16 protein-coding genes and 2 pseudogenes are annotated in these 13,597 nt (G+C 73.4%); 9 read left to right on the top strand and 9 right to left on the bottom strand.

All coding sequences use genetic code 11. From position 1 onward, the window contains the following. Positions 1–33: 33 nt before the first annotated feature. Positions 34–939, top strand: a complete 906-nt coding sequence (locus ACIBBH_RS06100) for a LysR family transcriptional regulator (protein ID WP_399402379.1) — start codon at positions 34–36, stop codon at positions 937–939. A 348-nt stretch (positions 940–1,287) separates the two neighbouring features. Here the strand turns inward: ACIBBH_RS06100 and ACIBBH_RS06095 are convergent, their stop codons facing one another. Beyond that, entirely contained in the window at positions 1,288–1,542 is a 255-nt protein-coding gene (locus ACIBBH_RS06095; RefSeq protein ID WP_399402377.1) for a hypothetical protein, read from the bottom strand. Positions 1,543–1,598: 56 nt separating this feature from the next. Between ACIBBH_RS06095 and ACIBBH_RS06090 the strand changes: the two genes are divergently transcribed. The 3 genes from ACIBBH_RS06090 (at position 1,599) to ACIBBH_RS06080 (ending at position 3,538) form a co-directional block, all read left to right on the top strand. Next, on the top strand, positions 1,599–2,294 hold the full coding sequence (locus tag ACIBBH_RS06090) for a hypothetical protein (protein WP_399402375.1): 696 nt from the start codon (positions 1,599–1,601) through the stop codon (positions 2,292–2,294). Between the two features lie 32 nt (positions 2,295–2,326). After that, positions 2,327–3,010 (top strand): transcriptional regulator, encoded by a 684-nt coding sequence (locus tag ACIBBH_RS06085; RefSeq protein ID WP_399402373.1) that lies wholly within the window; start codon positions 2,327–2,329, stop codon positions 3,008–3,010. A 159-nt stretch (positions 3,011–3,169) separates the two neighbouring features. Then, on the top strand, positions 3,170–3,538 hold the full coding sequence (locus ACIBBH_RS06080; RefSeq protein ID WP_399402719.1) for a cupin domain-containing protein: 369 nt from the start codon (positions 3,170–3,172) through the stop codon (positions 3,536–3,538). A 143-nt stretch (positions 3,539–3,681) separates the two neighbouring features. Here ACIBBH_RS06080 and ACIBBH_RS06075 read toward each other — a convergent pair whose 3' ends face one another. The 6 genes and pseudogenes from ACIBBH_RS06075 to ACIBBH_RS06050 form a co-directional block, all read right to left on the bottom strand. Then, the gene (locus ACIBBH_RS06075) at positions 3,682–5,043 is read right to left on the bottom strand and encodes a VWA domain-containing protein (protein WP_399402371.1); all 1,362 of its coding nucleotides are present in this window, start codon (positions 5,041–5,043) and stop codon (positions 3,682–3,684) included. Next, positions 5,040–5,897: an AAA family ATPase gene (locus tag ACIBBH_RS06070; RefSeq protein WP_399402369.1), complete on the bottom strand. Its 858-nt coding sequence runs from the start codon at positions 5,895–5,897 to the stop codon at positions 5,040–5,042. Before ACIBBH_RS06070 ends, ACIBBH_RS06075 begins: the two co-directional genes overlap by 4 nt. A gap of 104 nt (positions 5,898–6,001) precedes the next feature. Next, positions 6,002–6,646 (bottom strand): lactate utilization protein C, encoded by a 645-nt coding sequence (locus ACIBBH_RS06065; RefSeq protein ID WP_399402367.1) that lies wholly within the window; start codon positions 6,644–6,646, stop codon positions 6,002–6,004. Next, complete coding sequence (locus tag ACIBBH_RS06060) at positions 6,643–8,130, bottom strand: LutB/LldF family L-lactate oxidation iron-sulfur protein (RefSeq protein WP_399402365.1); 1,488 nt, start codon at positions 8,128–8,130, stop codon at positions 6,643–6,645. Before ACIBBH_RS06060 ends, ACIBBH_RS06065 begins: the two co-directional genes overlap by 4 nt. After that, positions 8,127–8,882 carry a (Fe-S)-binding protein gene (locus ACIBBH_RS06055; protein ID WP_399402364.1) on the bottom strand — a complete coding sequence of 252 codons (756 nt, stop codon included), beginning with the start codon at positions 8,880–8,882 and terminating at the stop codon, positions 8,127–8,129. The genes ACIBBH_RS06060 and ACIBBH_RS06055 overlap by 4 nt, the downstream gene beginning before the upstream one ends. 71 nt (positions 8,883–8,953) lie before the next feature. Continuing rightward, positions 8,954–9,348: pseudogene (locus tag ACIBBH_RS06050) on the bottom strand (FGGY-family carbohydrate kinase); the annotation flags it as partial. Between the two features lie 8 nt (positions 9,349–9,356). On the opposite strand from ACIBBH_RS06050, the pseudogene ACIBBH_RS06045 reads away from it, so the two are divergent. Further along, a pseudogene (locus ACIBBH_RS06045) lies at positions 9,357–9,665 on the top strand (BNR-4 repeat-containing protein); the annotation flags it as partial. Here the strand turns inward: ACIBBH_RS06045 and ACIBBH_RS06040 are convergent. Beyond that, positions 9,649–9,867, bottom strand: a complete 219-nt coding sequence (locus ACIBBH_RS06040) for a hypothetical protein (protein ID WP_399402362.1) — start codon at positions 9,865–9,867, stop codon at positions 9,649–9,651. The pseudogene ACIBBH_RS06045 and the gene ACIBBH_RS06040 overlap by 17 nt on opposite strands. Between ACIBBH_RS06040 and ACIBBH_RS06035 the strand changes: the two genes are divergently transcribed. The 4 genes from ACIBBH_RS06035 (at position 9,866) to sigJ (ending at position 13,375) form a co-directional block, all read left to right on the top strand. Beyond that, positions 9,866–10,114 carry a substrate-binding domain-containing protein gene (locus ACIBBH_RS06035; RefSeq protein ID WP_399402360.1) on the top strand — a complete coding sequence of 83 codons (249 nt, stop codon included), beginning with the start codon at positions 9,866–9,868 and terminating at the stop codon, positions 10,112–10,114. The genes ACIBBH_RS06040 and ACIBBH_RS06035 overlap by 2 nt on opposite strands. 97 nt (positions 10,115–10,211) lie before the next feature. Further along, positions 10,212–11,513, top strand: a complete 1,302-nt coding sequence (locus ACIBBH_RS06030) for an alpha/beta fold hydrolase (RefSeq protein ID WP_399402358.1) — start codon at positions 10,212–10,214, stop codon at positions 11,511–11,513. A 191-nt stretch (positions 11,514–11,704) separates the two neighbouring features. Then, positions 11,705–12,448, top strand: a complete 744-nt coding sequence (locus ACIBBH_RS06025; protein WP_399402356.1) for a PIG-L deacetylase family protein — start codon at positions 11,705–11,707, stop codon at positions 12,446–12,448. Between the two features lie 33 nt (positions 12,449–12,481). After that, complete coding sequence (sigJ, locus tag ACIBBH_RS06020; protein ID WP_399402354.1) at positions 12,482–13,375, top strand: RNA polymerase sigma factor SigJ; 894 nt, start codon at positions 12,482–12,484, stop codon at positions 13,373–13,375. A 3-nt stretch (positions 13,376–13,378) separates the two neighbouring features. Here sigJ and ACIBBH_RS06015 read toward each other — a convergent pair whose 3' ends face one another. Further along, positions 13,379–13,579: a DUF5999 family protein gene (locus ACIBBH_RS06015; protein ID WP_399402352.1), complete on the bottom strand. Its 201-nt coding sequence runs from the start codon at positions 13,577–13,579 to the stop codon at positions 13,379–13,381. Positions 13,580–13,597: the final 18 nt, after the last annotated feature.

Here is a 13,597-nt window from a genome sequence, read left to right as displayed (position 1 = left end):
AATTCCTATGACTGCCGGGGGAATACTGGACCGGTGGACAGCACCTCCCTCGACCTGAACCTCCTGCGGACCTTCCTCGCGGTCTACCGCTCGGGCTCCTTCACCGGCGCCGGCCGGCTGCTGGGCCTGTCGCAGCCCACGGTGACCACCCAGATGCGCGCGCTGGAGCGGCAGGCCGGGCGGGAGCTGTTCGAGCGGCTCCCGCGCGGTGTCGTACCGACGGCCGTCGCGGACGAGCTGGCGGCCCGCGTCGCCGCGCCCCTCGACGAGCTCGCCACTGTCGCCGGCCCGGCCCCGGCGGCGGGCGGCCGGTCCGACCCGGTCCACCTGGCCGGGCCCGCCGAACTCCTCTGCACCCGCGCGCTGCCCGCTTTGGCGCCGCTGGTCGCCGAGGGCGTACGGCTGCGTGTGGCGACCGGGCTGACCGACCCGCTGCTCGACGAACTGCGCGCGGGCCGCCACGACCTGGTCATCGCCACCTCCCGGCCACGCGGCCGCGCCCTGAACGCGGTCCCGCTGGCCGACGAGGAGTTCGTCCTGGTCGCCGCCCCCCTGTGGGCCCGGCGGGTGAAGGAGCGGCTGGCCGTCGAGGGGCCCGCCGTCCTGCACTCCGTGCCCCTGATCACGTACGCGGAGGACCTGCCGATCGCCCGCCGGTACTGGCGCCACACCTTCGGCCGGCGGCTGTCCTGCCCCGCCGCCGTGACCGTGCCCGACCTGCGCGGGGTGCTGTCGGCCGTGGTCGCGGGCGCGGGCTTCACCGTGCTGCCCCGCTACCTCTGCCTCGACCAGCTCGCCTCCGGCGCGCTCGTCCCCCTCCACGAACCCGAGGATCCGCCCATCAACACGGGTTTCCTGGTCCAGCGGCCGGGCCCGGCCGAGAACCCGGACGTGCCGCGGGTGCGGGCTCTGCTGCTGCGGGCGGGGCGGTCCTGGTAGCGGGGGCCCGGTGGTCGACCGGGTGGCACGCCTGGTAGGCCAGTCTCCGGTCGGCGTCCTCGCCGACGGCCGTGAGGAGGGCGTCCAGGCGCAGGAACGCCTCCCATGCCGGGCGGTCGCCGGCCCGGGCCAGCCGTGCCACGACAAGGCCCTCGAGCTCTGGGACGCGCTTGTTCTTCCAGACCTTGCCGGCCAGGCTCACCAGCACGTCCTCGAAGCGGATGCCCGGGTCCGCCCACGACGCGTGGGTCCCGGCGAACCGGGCCGGTTCCGCGTCCGCCCCTGCGCCGGCAGCAGCTCACGGCCCGCCGTCTCGTGCCGCGCGCCGGGGCCGGACAGCTCGGCCGGTTACACGGTCTTGCCGATGTCGTGCGTGGCGGCGCCGAAGAGCACCGCGTCCCGGTCGAAGTCCAGGGCCGGGCACTCCTGCCGGGCCCAGTCCGCGATCCGCACGGCGACGTCGTGCACCGCCCGGAGGTGGGCGTCCAGCCGGGGTGGAGCGTCCACGCGCCGCAGCAGTACGGCGACGTGCGCGGGCAGCGGCGCGAGCGGCGGATCCCCGGTGTCGTCCACCGCGGTCGAGAGCACGTCCGGCAGGGTCACCGTGCCAGAGTAGTCGCCGGCACGCACCGGACCACGGCACTTGACGGAGGGTCAGCATGCAGGGACTGCACACGGCTTTTCTTCTCGGGACGGGCCTGTTCTGGACGGCCGCCTACGTGCTGCTGATCCGCACGGGGCTCAGGGAGCGGACGTTCGGGATGCCGGTCGTCGCGTTCGCCACCAACTTCAGCTGGGAGTTCATGTTCGCGTTCGTGCGACCGCCGTCCGGCGCCATGCACGCGATCAACATCGTGTGGTTCTGCTTCGACCTCGGCATCGGCTACACCGTCGTCCGGTTCGGCCGGGCCGAATTCCCGTACCTGCCCGAGCGGATGTTCCTGCCGGCGCTGGCCGCGCTGCTGCTGCTCGCCTACCCGGGCATGGACTTCGCCTCCCAGCAGTTCGACGAAGGCGCCGGCGCCATCACCGCGTTCGGCAGCAACATGGCGATGTCCGCGATGTTCCTGGCCATGCTCGCCGCCCGCCGGGGCACCCGAGGCCAGTCCCCCGGCATCGCGGTGACCAAGCTCCTGGGCACCGGCTGCGCCTCCCTGACCCTGCTCACCGACCCCGACGCGGTACCGCGCCACGAGAACGCCCTGATGTACTACCTCTACGTCGGCTGCTTCCTCCTCGACGCGGCCTACGCCTGCGCGGTGTACGCGGTACGGCGGCGCACCACTTCGGCCCACGGCGCGGGCGCCTCCATGACCCCCGCTGCTGGACTCCCCGTACACGGCCTGGACGAGTAGTCTCGTAGCCCCGAAAGGCGAAGGAGATCCCGATGGCCGACGAGCGCGTCCTGGAGGCGGAGCGGGACGCGATCCTCGCCGCGCTGGGTCCGGTCGTCGACGGGATCGTGACGACGTTCGGACCGGTCTGCGAGGTGGTCCTGCACGACTACCGGCGGCCGGAGAAGTCGGTGGTCGCGATCGCCGGGGAGGTGACCGGACGCACGGTGGGCGGGGCGATGAGCGAGATCGGCATGCGCATGGCCGCCCGGGGCGACGCGGCGGCCGACGAGCTGAACTACCTCACCCGGACCCCGGCCGGGAAGCTCGTCAAGTCGTCCACGATGGTGCTGCGGGACTCCGGCGGCGCGGTGTTCGGCGCGCTGTGCGTCAACCTCGACGTCACCGCGCTGACCCAGGCGCACGCCCTGCTCGGCGCCGTCGCCGGGACCGGTACGGACGCCGCCGAGCCGCCGACCACCGCGTTCGGCGACGACATCGACGCGGTGGTCGACGCCATCATCGACGCCCACCAGCTGAGGCAGAACGCGAGCTGGGCCCAGCTCGGCCGGGCCCAGCGCCTGGAGCTGTTCCGCGGCCTCGACGCCCGGGGCGTGTTCGCGGTGCGCCGCGCGGTCGAACAGGTCGCCGGACGGCTCGGGATCTCCCGCGCCTCCGCCTACACCTACCTGGCCCAGGCCCGGGCCGCCGCCCCGCCCGAGGCGTCCGAGAGCTGACGGCGGGCGGGGCCCGAATGGCGGTGCCGGGTTGCGGGGCCGACGATGGAGGGTGGGGCAGGATCGCCGCGCACAGCGCCGGTGCCACCGAGGCCGCCGGGTGACGGAGACCGGCCCCGGCCGTGGTGAGCGGCTGGAAGGGAGGACACCGTCATGGCGATGCTGGAAGTGAAGACGGTCGACAAGCCGGACGAGCGGCGCGACTTTCCCCGGGGCCACCTCGAAGCCGTCCACCTCACGGGGCTCGACTTCGCCGTGGGCACCTTCGAACCGGGCTGGCGCTGGTCGGAGTCCGTGGCCCCGATCGCGGGCACCGAGAGCTGCCAGGTCCACCACAACGGCTTCGTGGTGCAGGGGCGGATGCGTCTGCGGATGGACGGCGAGGGCGGCGAGGCCGAGGTCGGCCCCGGCGACGTCTTCGTGTGCCCGCCCGGCCACGACGCGTGGGTGGTCGGTGACGAACCGGTCGTGGTGTACGACTTCGCCGGACAGATGGCCCAGGAGTACGCGAAGGCCTCGGGGACGTAGCGGACACGGTCCGGCCGGCGGGGCGGGTGCCGTCACCCTTCGTGGGCGGCGGCACCGTTCACCGCGCGCGGGCCCCGCCCACCGTCCACTCCGGCTTGCGGAGATGTTGTTGCCGGTGGGGAAGGTGCCGGGTTCGGCACGCGTCACACCGGCAGCAGCCGCCCGATCAGCCCGCTGAGCTGCCGCGCGGTACGGCACTCGTGCATCTCGACCAGTTCCGCGTACGCGGGCGCGGCCGAGTCGCCCGTGCCCCACTGGGCACGCGGCTCGGGGTTCAGCCAGTACACCCGGCGGGCCCGCGAGGCGATGTCGCGTACCGAGGCCAGGTTGGGGTCGCTCATGTTGGTGCGGGCGTCCCCCAGGACGAACACGGTGGTGCGCGGGCCGACCGCGTCGCCGTACCGCTCCGCGAACTCGCCCAGCGCGACGCCGTAGTCGCTGCTGCCGTGCCAGCCGGTGAGCGTGGCCTCGGCGCGGATGCGGGCGCCGAGCCCCTCCGGGTCGGCGGCGCCGTGCCGGAGCAGCCCGGTCACCTCGTCGAGCCGGTTGACGAAGGCGAACACCCGCACCTTGCTGAACTGGTCGTGCAGCGCCTGCACCAGCAGCATCGTGAAGTCCGAGAAGCCCGACACCGACCCCGACACATCACACAGCAGCACCAGTTCGGGCCGAACGGGCCGCCGCCGGCGCAGCACCGGCCGCATCGGCACCCCGCCAGTCGACAGCGAGCCGCGCAGCGTCCGGCGCAGGTCGATCGTGCCGCGCGCGGACCGGCGGCGGCGCGCGGCCAGCCGGGTGGCCAGTTTGCGGGCCAGCGGCCGCACGGTCCGGCGCAGTTCGGCCAGCTGGTCCCGGCCCGCGTAGAGGAAGTCCACCCGGTCGGCGGTCGGCGCGACCGCCCGCCGGGCGATCGGCTCCCGGCCGCGCCGCTCGGCGACCCGCCGCCGCGCCTCCGCCGCGACCAGGGCACGGAAGGCCTCGATACGGCGCCGGATCTCGTCGTCCAGCAGCCGGTCGGCGAAACCGGCCCGCCCGTGCCGCGCCCGCACATCCGCGCGGACCTGGGCCAGGAGGGTCTGCGGGCGGAGCCGGTCGAGGGTCTGGTAGGACGACCAGCCGTCCGACTCCGGTGAACTCCCGTAGCCGCCCAGCGCGTCGACTGCCTGAGCCGCCAGCCGGGCCATCGCCGCCCCGTCGTCGTCGGCGAGCGCGGCGGCGAGCCGGTCGCGCAGCTCGTCGCGGTCGGCGGCCGCCACCGTGTCGGGGCCGCCGACGCCCCGGGGGAAGTACAGGTCGAAGACCGGGTCGAACACCGCCCGCTGTCCCGTGCCGTGCAGCAGCGTCGCCGCCAGCCCCTCCCGCAGCAGCTCTCTGTCCGCGAGCCCCAGCGCCTCCACCGCGCGGGCCGCGTCCAAGGTCTCGCCGGTGCCGATCCGCACGCCGTGCGCGCGCAGCGCCCCGACCAGGCCCGTCAGCCGGTCGGCGACCCCCGCCGGGGTGGTCACAGGGCGTCCAGGTCGAGTTTGGCGGCGGCCTTCAGGATGTCGTCCTGGTGTTTGAGGACCACGCCCAGGCTGTCGCGGACGACGGTCTCGTCCAGCGTGTCGGCGCCGAGCGCCAGCAGCGTGCGCGCCCAGTCGATGGTCTCGGCGACCGAGGGCACCTTGCGCAGGTCCATCGCCCGCAGCGCCCCGATCACCCGCACCACCGACTCGGCCAGCGCCTCGTCGAGCCCCGGCACCTTCAGCCGTACGATGCGCCGCTCCAGCTCCTCCTCGGGGAAGCCGATGTGCAGGAACAGACAGCGGCGGCGCAGCGCCTCGGACAGTTCGCGGCTGGCGTTGGAGGTGAGCACGACGAAGGGCCGCCGGGTCGCGGTGACCGTGCCCAGCTCGGGCACGGTCACCTGGAAGTCGCTGAGCACCTCGAGGAGCAGCCCCTCCACCTCGACGTCGGCCTTGTCGGTCTCGTCGATCAGCAGCACCTTCGGCTCGTCGCCGCGGATGGCCGTCAGCAGCGGGCGCGGCAGCAGGAACTCCTCGCTGAAGATGTCCGTGCGCGTCTCGTCCCAGGTCTCGTCGCGGCCCGCGGTGATGCGCAGCAGCTGCTTGGCGTGGTTCCACTCGTACAGCGCCCGGGACTCGTCGACCCCCTCGTAGCACTGCAACCGCACCAGCCGCGCCCCCGCGACCTGGGCCACGGCCTTGGCGAGCTCGGTCTTGCCGACCCCGGCGGGGCCCTCCACCAGCAGCGGCTTGCCCAGCCGGTCGGCGAGGAAGACGGTCGTGGCGACGGCGGGCGAGGCGAGGTAGCCGGTCTCGGCGAGGCGGGCGGAGACGTCGTCGACGGATGTGAACAACGGGGCCTCCGGGTGCGGGCGGGCGTCGGTTTCCAGGGCCCCTATCTAAGCGCTTGTTCACCTTCGCTGTCACGCGGATTCGCCGCTCGCCGCACGGAGGGCGGTCAGCGGCTGACCAGCACGACCTCCAGCGTCCGCGGCCCGTGCACCCCCTCCACCCGGTCCAGTTCGATGTCACTGGTCGCGGACGGGCCGGAGATCCAGGTCAACGGGCGGGCCGGGTCGAGGCGTTCGAGGGCCTCGGGGACGGAGGACACCACCTGGTCCGGTACCCGCACCACGCAGATGTGGTGGTCCGGGATCAGGGTGATGCGGCGCCGGCCCTGGTCGGGAGCGCCGTCCAGGACGATCGTGCCGGTTTCGGCGATGGCGAGCGCGCAGCCGGTGACCACGCTCTCCGCCTTGCCCAGCTCGTGGGGCGTGCCGGCGGCACGGTCATGGACCCGGGCCGGGTCGGCGGCGGACATCCATGCCGGCGGAAGTCCCGGGGGCACGATCACGTACTGGCTCCCGCGCTCGGCGAGCAGCCGCATGACGAGATACGGCAACTCCTCCACGGTGGCGCGGTGCACGATCGCCCGGTAGTCCACGAGGTTCTCCGCCAGCAGACCGACCGTCTCCTCGGCATTCCGGTCGCCGTGCCGCCGCAGGTACTCCCGGGGAACGGCCTGCTCGTACGGGGTGCCGTCCGGCCGTACGTCCGCGAGGGCACGCCGCACCCGGCCCAGGACCCGGTCCCTGCCGCTCACTTCGCCGCCCCCTTCTCGCCGTTCTCACCGTGTGTGCGCTGCCACCAGTCGCGGAACGGCTCCGCCGGTACGGCGGGCAGGTCGCGTGTCCCGCTCCACGCCCGGCCCGGGCCCGGCAGCGTACGGGGGTGCAGGCGGCGGGTGCGGGAGGCGAGCCGCTGCCCGGCCCGCAGGGCGCCGGGGTGGGCGAACGCCCAGCGGGCGGCACGCATAGCCGCCCGCTCCGCGGCATGGCCCTTGGCGGGCTTGAGCACCACCTTGTTGCCCTCCCGGGTCGCCGTGCCGCCCTGAACGACCCGTTCCCGCAGGTGCACCAGCACCTCGGGGATGTCGATGGCGACCGGGCACACCTCGTAGCAGGCACCGCACAGCGAGGAGGCGTACGGCAGCGAGGCGTCGATCTCGCTTGCGGTGCCCCGGAGCTGGGGGCTCAGGATCGCTCCGATGGGGCCGGGGTAGACCGAGCCGTAGGCGTGGCCGCCCGCCCGCTCGTACACCGGGCAGACGTTCAGGCAGGCCGAGCAGCGGATGCAGCGCAGCGCCTGGCGGCCGACCTCGTCGGCGAGGGCGTCGGTGCGGCCGTTGTCGAGCAGGACCAGGTGGAAGGTGCGCGGGCCGTCCTCGTCCGTGGTGCCCGTCCACATCGAGGTGTACGGGTTCATGCGCTCGGCCGTGGAGGAGCGGGGAAGCGTCTGCAGGAACACCTCCAGGTCCCGCCAGGTCGGCACGATCTTCTCGATGCCGACGACCGAGATCAGCGTCTCGGGCAGGGTCAGGCACATCCGGCCGTTGCCCTCGGACTCGACGACCACCAGCGTGCCGGTCTCGGCGACCATGAAGTTGGCGCCGGAGATGCCCACCTTGGCCCGCAGGAAGTTCTCCCGCAGGTGCAGCCGGGCCGCCTCGGCGAGTTCGGCCGGCGCGTCGGTGAGACCGTCAGGGGCCGGGCGGCCCCACTCCTTCATCTCGGAGCGGAAGATGTCCCGGATCTCGCCCCGGTTGCGGTGGATGGCGGGTACCAGGATGTGCGAGGGCCGGTCCTTGCCCAACTGCACGATCAGCTCGGCGAGATCGGTCTCGTAGGCGCGGATGCCCTCCGCTTCGAGTGCCTCGTTGAGGCCGATCTCCTGCGTGGCCATCGACTTGACCTTGACGACCTCGGACTCACCGGTGTCCTTGACCAGGCCGGCGACGATCCGGTTGGCCTCGTCGGCGTCGGCCGCCCAGTGGACGGTGCCGCCCGCCGCCGTGACCGCCTCCTCCAACCGGAGCAGATAGCGGTCCAGATGACGAAGAGTGTGATCCTTGATCCGCTTCCCCGCCTCCCGGAGCTGGGCCCAGTCGGACACCTCCGAGACGGTCTCCGCGCGCTTGGCCCGGATGGTGTGCGTGGCGTGGCGCAGGTTGCCGCGCAGGGTGGGGTTGTGCACTGCCTCGTGAGCCGCCTGGGGGAAGGCCGGCATCCCCACGAACGTTCCGCTCATACGGCCGGCTCCTCCTCCGTGCTCGCCAGGATCTCCGCGATGTGCACCGGCCGCATGCCCGCCCTGAGCCGGGTCATGATGCCGCCGATGTGCATCAGACAGGAGTTGTCGGCCGCGCACAGCACCTCCGCGCCCGTCGACTCGGCGTTGCGCACCTTGTCCGCGCCCATCGCCGCCGAGACGTCCGGGTTCTTCAGCGCGAAGGTCCCGCCGAAGCCGCAGCACTCGTCGGCTCCCGGCAACTCCACCAGCTCCAGCCCCTTCACGGCCTGGAGCAGCCGCCGGGGCCGGTCGCCCAGGCCCAGGCTCCGCAGCCCGTGGCAGGTGGGGTGGTACGTCACCTTGTGCGGGTAGTACGCCCCGACGTCCGTCACCCCCAGCACGTCCACCAGGAACTCCGTCAGCTCGTACGTCTTCGGCACCACCGGCGCCAGCACGGCCGCGAGCGCGTCCCCCCGCCCCTCGGCGCGCGCCCGCTCGCCCATGCGCGGATACAGCTCCCGTACCATCGCCCCGCACGACCCTGAGGGCGTCACGATCGCCTCGTACTCTGCGAAGACATCGGAGAAATGCCGGGCGAGCGGCTCGGCCTCGTGGCGGTAGCCGGTGTTGTAGTGCGCCTGCCCGCAGCAGGTCTGGGCCATCGGGAAGTCGACCTCGACGCCCAGTCTGGTCAGCAGCTTCACTACCGCGCGGCCGGTGTCCGGATAGAGCGTGTCGTTGACACAGGTCAGGAACAGGGCGACACGCATCGCGGCTCCTTGAGGTCGGTCATCGGACGAGTGCAGCGTAATGGGCGGTGGGGGCCTGGGGGACCCCCGGTTCACGGAGCGGTGAGCCGGGCCTGGGCCTCCCGCGCGGTGTCGGCCTGGGGCTCGTACCGGGTCAAGCGGCTGCGTACGCGCCGGCAGCCGCCGCATGCCGGCGAGGTCGCCGACCAGCCCGTGCGCCCGGGCCTGCACCAGTACGTTGCCGAGGGCGGCGGCCTTCGTGGGTCCGGCGACCACCGGCAGCCCGTTGGCGTCGGCGGTGAGCCGGCACAGCAGCGCGTTGCGGGTGCCGCCGCCCACGATGCGCACCACGTCCACCGGGTTCCCGGCCGGCCGCTGGGCGTCCTCGACGGCCCGGCGGTGGGCGAGCGGCGAGCGAGTCGAGGATGCACCGCGTGACCCGCGCCCGCGTCTGCGGCACCGGCTGACCCGGTGCCCGGCACGCCTCTCGGTACGCCGGCGTCCACGGCCTGGACGTCGTCCGGCTTCGGCGCCGTACAGACCTCGCTCGACGGGCTCGCGCTCACCTCCCGGTTCACGTACCCGCAGTTCGTCTCCACCCCCAAGGGCAAGCTCCAGCCGAGCTACCGCGTCGGCGTCTCCGGCAACGGACGCAACGCCCTCGCCGAGTACGGCGGTTCGAAGTGGACCGCGCTGGGGGAGTGGACCAGTTCCACGGGCACCTGCACCAGCTCGCACGGCTCCAGCACGGCCCGCAACATGTACCTGCACGGCATCGACTACGAGGTCAGCGGACGCCTGCACGGTCGCCGACCGTCGCACCGGCGCCCTCAACGCCCTCGCGGAGCCCGGTCTCGGCCCCGACGCCCTGCGCGAACTGCCCACCGAACGCCTCGACGTGGCCGCGGGCCGGGACGCCGGCGCCCGCCTGCTCGGCCTCGCCGACCGCCCCACCGCCGTCTTCTGCGCCAACGGCCTCCTCGCCCTCGGCGTGCTGCAGGGCCATGTACGCGGCCGGGGTCGTCGTCCCGGACGACCTCGCGATCGTCGGCTACGACGACATCGAGTTGGCGGCCGCCGCCGCCGTCCCGCTCACCTCCGTACGCCAGCCCGCCGTCCACCATCGGCGCCCTCGCCGCCGAACTTGCCCTGGGGAGACGGAGGCACAGGACGCGCCGGGTGCGCACGAGCACCGCCGGATGGTGCTCCAGCCGGAGCTGGTGGTGCGCCGCTCCAGCCTCGCCGCCCGCTGATTCCCCATTCAGTATCATTCCATGATCCCGGGGGCCGGACGGCGCACGGACATGTGCTGGACTGGGACGCGACCATCCGTGCGTCCCGGGAGATTCCTTGACCGTCAGCTACCGCCAGCCCGGCGTCGTCCTCACCGACCACCGCTTCACCGTGCCCCTGGACCACGCCGATCCGGCGGGCGAGACCATCGAGCTGTACGCCCGGGAGGTCGTCGCGAGCGACAAGGCGGACCGGGACCTGCCGTGGCTGGTCCATCTGACCGGCGGCCCCGGCTTCGGGGCGTACCGCTTCATCGGCAAGCAGGCCTGGCTCGGCCGCGCCCTGGAAGACCACCGCGTCCTGCTCCTCGACCAGCGCGGCACCGGCCACTCCACGCCCGTCAACCGGCAGACGCTCCCGCTGCGCGGCGGCCCCGCCGAACAGGCCGACTTCCTCGCCCGCTTCCGGGCCGACTCGATCGTCCGCGACTGCGAGCTGATCCGCCCGCGGCTGACCGACGGCGCCCCCTGGACCGTCCTCGGCCAGAGCTTCGGCGGCTTCTGCGCGGTGACCTATCTGTCCCTGGCGCCTCAGGGCCTGAACACCGCCCTGATCACCGGTGGCCTGCCCTCCCTGGACGCACACGCCGACGACGTCTACCGGGCCGCCTACCCGCGCGTCGAACGCAAGGTCACCGCGCACTACGCCCGCTACCCACAGGACGTCGAACGCGCCCGCCGCATCGCCGACCACCTGCTCACCCACGACGTGGTCCTGCCGAACGGCTACCGCCTCACCGTCGAGGCCTTCCAGTCCCTGGGCATCCTCCTCGGCGTCAGCGACGGCAGCCACCGCCTGCACTACCTGCTGGAGCAGGCCTTTGTCCGCACGCCGCACGGCTGGGAGCTGTCGGATGCCTTCCAGGAGGAGGTCCAGGGCCAGCTGTCGTACGCGAGCCACCCCCTCTACGCCCTGGTCCACGAGGCGATCTACGGCCAGGACGACCGCCCCACCGCCTGGGCCGCGGAACGGGTGCGCGCCGAGTTCCCGCAGTTCGACGCGGCCAAGGCCCTCGGCGGCGACGCGCCGGTGCTCTTCACCGGCGAGAGCGTCCACCCCTGGACCTTCGACTGCGACCCCGCCCTGCGCCCCCTGCGCGAGACCGCCGAGCTGCTCGCCGCCCGCACCGACTGGCCGCCGCTGTACGACCCCGCGCGCCTGGCCGCGGGCGAGGTCCCGGTCGTCGCCGCCGTCTACCACGACGACATGTACGTCGACACCGCCCACTCGCTGCGCACCGCCCGCGCGATCCGGGGCCTGCGCACCTGGGTCACCGACGAGTACGAACACGACGGCCTGCGGGCAGGCGCGCCCCGCGTCCTGGACCGGCTGCTGGCGATGGCCCGTGACGAGGTGTGATGTCACCCGTCACCGGCCAGGGCCTGTCCGGCGGATCATGCCGCAGACGCGGGTTTTGGCACGCCCTCCCCACGGCCGGCTTCACGCGCGAGGGGGCACCGCCATTCGCCCCGCTCACCGGCGCCGATGAGGAACCGCCCATGTCTGCGACCTGATCCGCCGTACAGGCCCTGACCAGCTAGTCTGCGCCCATGACCGAGCCGGAGATCACCCAGCTTCAGCCCATGCCGACCGACTGGCAGCGCGCACTCGCCGTCGTCGCCCACCCCGACGACCTGGAGTACGGGTGCGCCGCGGCCGTCGCCGCCTGGACCGACGCCGGCCGTGAGGTCGCCTATGTGCTGGCGACCCGCGGCGAGGCGGGCATCGACACCCTGGAGCCCGCCCGGTGCGGGCCGCTGCGGGAGCGGGAGCAGCGGGCGAGCGCGGCCGTCGTGGGCGTGTCGAAGGTGGAGTTCCTCGACCACAGGGACGGCGTCATCGAGTACGGCACCGCCCTGCGCCGCGACATCGCCGGCGCGATCCGCCGCCACCGCCCGGAACTGGTGATCACCCTCAACCACCGGGACACCTGGGGCGGCGTCGCCTGGAACACGCCGGACCACGTGGCGGTGGGGCGCGCCACCCTGGACGCCGCCGGGGACGCCGGAAACCGGTGGATCTTCCCCGAACTCGTCGAGCAGGGCCTTCCGCCCTGGAACGGCGTCCGCTGGGTGGCCGTCGCCGGTTCCGCGTCGCCCACCCACGCCGTGGACGCGACGCCGGGCCTGGAGCGGGCGGTGCGGTCGCTGCTCGAACACCGCACGTACATAGAGGCGTTGACCGATGAGGACCCGGAATCGTACGCCCGGGGGTTCCTGACCGCCAACGCCACGGCGACGGGGAAGCGGTTCGGGGGAAAGCCGGCGGTGGCGTTCGAAGTCTTCAGCAGGTAGCGGTTGCCGGTTGCCGGCGGACAGGGGGAGCAGATGAACGGCGACGACGTACTGGCCGACCGTTTCGAGGAGCACCGCGGGCATCTGAAGGCCGTGGCCTACCGGATGCTCGGCTCGCCGGCCGAGGCGGAGGACGCCGTCCAGGAGGCGTGGTTCCGGCTCGGCCGGACCGACCCGGACGAGATCAGGAACCTGGGCGGCTGGCTGACCACGGTGGTCGGCCGGGTCTGCCCCGACATGCTGCGCTCGCGCACCGCGCGCCGCGAGGAGCCGATGGACGACACGTTCGTGCCGGATCCGGTGATCCGGCCGCTGTCGGATCTCGACCCCGAGCAGGAGGTGCTCCAGGCCGACTCGGTGGGCCTCGCCCTGCTGGTCGTTCTGGAGATGCTGGAGCCCGCCGAGCGGCTCGCGTTCGTCCTGCACGACATGTTCGCCGTGCCGTTCGACGACATCGCGCCGGTCGTGGAGCGCACCCCGGCCGCGACCCGGCAACTGGCCAGCCGGGCCCGCCGCAGGGTACAGGGCGCCACCCCGTCGGCCGACCCCGACCTCGGGCGGCAGCGCCAGGTGCTCGACGCCTTCCTGGCCGCCTCCCGCGGCGGGGACTTCGAGGCGCTCGTCGCCCTGCTCCACCCCGACGTGGTGCTGCGCGCGGACGCGGGTGCCCTGGTGCGGGGTGCGGCCGCGTCCAAGGTGGTGCGCGGGGCGAAGGCGGTGGCCGAACAGGCGGTCCTGTTCGCCCGGTTCGCGAACTTCGCGCGGCCCGTGCTGGTCAACGGCTCACTGGGGCTCGTCACCGCGCCCGAGGGCCGTGCGATGTCCGTCACCGCTCTCACCATCGCCGACGGCAAGATCACCGGCATGTACATCGTGGCCGACCCCGACCGCCTGGCCCGGCTCGACCTGCCCGCCCTCCCGGAGTGACGGTCAGACGGCCACGGCCAGCGGACCCGGGGTGCGGTGCGGGTCCACGGTCCGGCCGTCGGGCAGGAGCTCACCGGTGTCGTCGAAGACGATGATGCCGTTGCACAGCAGGCTCCAGCCCTGCTCGGGGTGGGCCGAGGTGATCACGGCGGTGTGGTGGTCCGGGCTGTCGGCGGTGGGGCACGGAGGCTGATGGCTGCACATGGCGTCGCTCCTCGATGC

It is taken from the genome of Streptomyces sp. NPDC051636, from assembly GCF_044453765.1.
In the GTDB taxonomy this organism is placed as follows: domain Bacteria; phylum Actinomycetota; class Actinomycetes; order Streptomycetales; family Streptomycetaceae; genus Streptomyces.
Note: the sequence above shows the minus strand (reverse complement) of the source record. Positions and strands in the feature narration are given on the sequence as shown.

Excerpts from the sequence above, each read along its gene's own strand:
- ACIBBH_RS06090 (WP_399402375.1), top strand. The coding sequence starts at position 1,599 with ATGCAGGGACTGCACACGGCTTTTCTTCTCGGGACGGGCCTGTTCTGG.
- sigJ (WP_399402354.1), top strand. The coding sequence starts at position 12,482 with ATGAACGGCGACGACGTACTGGCCGACCGTTTCGAGGAGCACCGCGGG.
- ACIBBH_RS06055 (WP_399402364.1), bottom strand. The coding sequence starts at position 8,882 with ATGCGTGTCGCCCTGTTCCTGACCTGTGTCAACGACACGCTCTATCCG.
- ACIBBH_RS06085 (WP_399402373.1), top strand. The coding sequence starts at position 2,327 with ATGGCCGACGAGCGCGTCCTGGAGGCGGAGCGGGACGCGATCCTCGCC.
- ACIBBH_RS06025 (WP_399402356.1), top strand. The coding sequence starts at position 11,705 with ATGACCGAGCCGGAGATCACCCAGCTTCAGCCCATGCCGACCGACTGG.
- ACIBBH_RS06015 (WP_399402352.1), bottom strand. The coding sequence starts at position 13,579 with ATGTGCAGCCATCAGCCTCCGTGCCCCACCGCCGACAGCCCGGACCAC.
- ACIBBH_RS06040 (WP_399402362.1), bottom strand. The coding sequence starts at position 9,867 with ATGGCCCTGCAGCACGCCGAGGGCGAGGAGGCCGTTGGCGCAGAAGAC.
- ACIBBH_RS06060 (WP_399402365.1), bottom strand. The coding sequence starts at position 8,130 with ATGAGCGGAACGTTCGTGGGGATGCCGGCCTTCCCCCAGGCGGCTCAC.
- ACIBBH_RS06035 (WP_399402360.1), top strand. The coding sequence starts at position 9,866 with ATGTACGCGGCCGGGGTCGTCGTCCCGGACGACCTCGCGATCGTCGGC.
- ACIBBH_RS06080 (WP_399402719.1), top strand. The coding sequence starts at position 3,170 with ATGCTGGAAGTGAAGACGGTCGACAAGCCGGACGAGCGGCGCGACTTT.